Consider the following 3,304-nt stretch of genomic DNA (forward strand, 5'->3'; position numbering starts at 1 on the left):
TTGTACTTCAGTTCAGTTACGTATTACTACTACAAACCTTTGGGACCGGTAAAATGTTCTAAGTTATCAGAATGCACATCAAAATATGTCAAATCTTGATTTATTTCACAAGCCCATCTAGCTAAACAATTATCTAGTTATAACATATCTGATTTTCTGTAAAAATGTGTTAAAACATGCAGATGAACTTGTTAATTCGTTATTTTTGATGACATATTCTTTCTTTATTAGTATCTGATTTGATTTTTCAATTACAGGATTGCAACAGTATTTGAGAAATCATTTATAAATTTAATGGGTTTTTCTTTTTCCTAAATCTTTTTTTTTGGCAAAATTCATTATAATTTATTTTTATTTCTTTGTTATTGTTTGGATCTTTTTTCTTAAATTATCAATAAATCATCAAATCTTTTGTTTTCTTACTACTATGCTGGTTCCAGTTTGCATATAGCTTTAGAAACATCGTATTTTCTTTTCTCATTACTATGTACTAGACGCAACTGCGATGGTCAATTGTTTCTTGTTTACAAGGCATTAAGTGCAAAAAATCAAAGACGCAAATTCTAATTCTAAATCTAGTTTATCAGCTATATTATTGATTAAATCCAATATCAAAACCCACTATATATTCACCGTTTATAGCTTTTTTGAGGCCTTCTTTCCCTCATTTTGTTCTAAAACTTTAAAAACATTAGGAGCAGAATTGTTGTTAACTCCTACTTTTAAAACGGTTTTCTTTTTGGAATTATTTTTTATATGGAAATATCCAAATATGGATAAATTCAGCCATATTAAAAATAAAAACTAATTAATAATGCAGTAATTTTTAACATTTGGTTTTATTGGTATTTTGGAAAATGTTTTTAAAAAAATGTTTTTATCAATAAATAATCACTTCCTTCTTTTTAATTATTGGGTTGTTGTTTGGTTTTCCTTTTAGTTTTTTAGTTTTTTAGTTTTGGATTTGTGATTTGATCTTCCTAAGCCAAAATAAAAATATTTAATTTTAACAAAAAAAAAAAAGTCTTTGCAGACTTTTTTTGGGATTTAATTGTTTATGAAAAAATAGAGGTATTTTTTAAAAGTACTACATGTTTTCTAAAAAAGGAACCCTAAGAAGTACTTAAACTTTCTTTAAGAGTTATAAAAAACTGCTGGATTAACAAAGATTAGTGTTTGTAGTGGTTTCATCTGTTAAAATCTTTTCTTGTGAATATAAAAAGTTAACATTTTGAGTTATTTTTAACATATATCTTGCCAAAATACTTGCAGCATATTGTCTTTTTGGGCTTTTTGCAAAATTAAAGGAAAACTGATCTTAATAATTCTTACTAAAATAAAATAATGGTCTTTTTGATAAATGGTTTTGTCAATTAAGTTTGTGTCTAGTTTTTCTTGTTTAAAAGGGAATTTAGACGTGCTGCTGTGTATTGAAGATAAGGTCCTGTTTGTCCTTTAAATTGTAAAATAGTTTCTAAATTAAAATCAATATCTAGATGTCTATCGTTTTTAAGGTCGTTAAAAATGATGGCTCCTACAGCGATTTTGCGTGCAGTTTGGTTAAGATTTGATAAATGAGGATTTTTTTCTTCAATGATTTTTTGGGCTAAAATAGTAGCTTGATTAATTACTTCAATTAAGGTAGTAAATTTGTGATTTCTAGTAGAAATTTTTTTGCCATCCATCAAAACTAAACCAAAATTAATGTGTTTTATTTTAGTGTCACAGGATATCCCATTTTTTCAATTGGTTTGGGATAATTGTTTATAAAGTAAAGTTTTTGTTCAAGCTGCCTACAACATATAAAACATTTTGACAATTAAAAGTGTTAAAACGATATTTAAAAGTAGTTAGATCTCTTGTTAAATACAAGTGCTGCCATTAGTTTTTCACTAAACCAGAGTAAATTATCAAGTTCTATAAAGCAAAACAGATCTTCTTTTATTTATTTATCTTCAAGAGGAGTGATTTGTCGAAAATTATAAAATTCTCCCAAGAAAAATCAAAATGAAATCCTCTAAAATATCATAAATTTTGCAAAATTCTTGTAAAGACACTTTCGCGGAACCATTTCCACAAATCGAGATATTTTTGGTTTTGTTGTTCTAATTATTAAAAAACAAAAATTTGGCTTGTTCATTTAATTCAAGTTGTTTTTTGGCTTGTTGATGAAAAAAAAAACATATAATTTATGGTTCAATTGGGTCTTTTAGGATTTTTTCTTTGTTACCCCATTTTTTGATAAGCTACAATCATTTTTACCAAATTGGGTTCCCCAGTCTCTAAGTGATTGATTCCTACTACCTCAAAAACCTAATTTTTGATAAATATTTTTTGAGAGCGTTTCCAATAACAGTAGAACGCAGATGACCAACAGAAAAGTTTTTAGCAATATTAGGAGAAGAATAATCAATAACTTTGTGATTTGATTTGATTGGGGAAATTGCCATAATTAGCTTGTAATTCGTTGATTTTTGGAAGTAATATTTCGCAAGATAATGAAGCTCTTTTAAGTTTGATATTTAAAAAACCGTTTAAAAACATTAATTCTTGGATTTCGTTTATTGTGACAAAGGTTTTTGATATTTTCTAAAAATAATATGAGGTTAGTTTTGGTTTTTTTGGCATAAGCAAACAAAGGTAAAAAGAAAATCAAATTTGTCATTTTCCAGTCGTTCTTGTAAAATTAATTCTTCTAATAAAACTTTTTGGATTGCATTTTGGATTTTCTTTTTTGTTTATTTAATATGAGATATGATATCAAAAAAACCTTGTCACAATAAACGAAATCAGAATTAATGTTTTTAAACGGTTTTTTAAATATCAAACTTAAAAGAACTTCATTATCTGCAGAAATATTACTCAAAATCAACAGATTACAAACTAATTATGGCAATTTCCCCAATCAAAATCAAATCACAGTTATTGATTATTCTTCTCCTAATATTGCTAAAACTTTTCTGAAATACTATCTTATATGTTCTCACTGTTATTGGAAACGCTCAAAAATATTTATCAAAAATTAGGTTTTGAGGTAGTAGGAATAACGATTTAGAGACTGGGGAACCTAATTTGCAAATGATTGTAGCTTATCAAAAATGGGGTAAATAAAGAAAAAATCCTAAAAGACCCAATTAACGAACTACAAAATTATATGTTTTTTTTCATCAACAAGCCAAAAACAATCCTGAATTAAACGAAAGCTTCAATTTTGTTTTTTACAATTAGAACAACAAAACCAAAAATATCCCGATTTGTGGGAAATGGTCCTACAAGTGTAGTAATACGTAACTGAAACGAAGCA

4 protein-coding genes are annotated in these 3,304 nt (G+C 26.7%); 1 reads left to right on the top strand and 3 read right to left on the bottom strand.

What is annotated here, in order from left to right:
- Positions 1-1,385 precede the first annotated feature (1,385 nt).
- From argS (ACEW7V_RS01495) to ACEW7V_RS01505, 3 genes are all read right to left on the bottom strand, one after another.
- A complete protein-coding gene (argS, locus tag ACEW7V_RS01495; RefSeq protein WP_374695654.1) occupies positions 1,386-1,685 on the bottom strand; it encodes an arginine--tRNA ligase in 300 nt (99 codons plus the stop codon).
- Positions 1,686-2,300: 615 nt separating this feature from the next.
- Positions 2,301-2,450, bottom strand: a complete 150-nt coding sequence (gene argS / locus ACEW7V_RS01500) for an arginine--tRNA ligase (protein ID WP_374695655.1) — start codon at positions 2,448-2,450, stop codon at positions 2,301-2,303.
- Positions 2,410-2,544: a hypothetical protein gene (locus tag ACEW7V_RS01505; protein WP_374695656.1), complete on the bottom strand. Its 135-nt coding sequence runs from the start codon at positions 2,542-2,544 to the stop codon at positions 2,410-2,412. Before ACEW7V_RS01505 ends, argS (ACEW7V_RS01500) begins: the two co-directional genes overlap by 41 nt.
- A gap of 254 nt (positions 2,545-2,798) precedes the next feature.
- Here ACEW7V_RS01505 and ACEW7V_RS01510 point away from each other — a divergent pair, with 254 nt between their 5' ends.
- On the top strand, positions 2,799-3,026 hold the full coding sequence (locus ACEW7V_RS01510; RefSeq protein WP_374695657.1) for a hypothetical protein: 228 nt from the start codon (positions 2,799-2,801) through the stop codon (positions 3,024-3,026).
- Positions 3,027-3,304 lie beyond the last annotated feature (278 nt).

Source organism: Areca yellow leaf disease phytoplasma, from assembly GCF_041920595.1.

Bases quoted from the DNA above. Each gene is read 5' to 3' on its own strand.
- argS (WP_374695654.1), bottom strand. From the start codon at position 1,685: ATGGATGGCAAAAAAATTTCTACTAGAAATCACAAATTTACTACCTTA.
- argS (WP_374695655.1), bottom strand. From the start codon at position 2,450: ATGGCAATTTCCCCAATCAAATCAAATCACAAAGTTATTGATTATTCT.
- ACEW7V_RS01505 (WP_374695656.1), bottom strand. From the start codon at position 2,544: ATGTTTTTAAACGGTTTTTTAAATATCAAACTTAAAAGAGCTTCATTA.
- ACEW7V_RS01510 (WP_374695657.1), top strand. From the start codon at position 2,799: ATGTTTTTAAACGGTTTTTTAAATATCAAACTTAAAAGAACTTCATTA.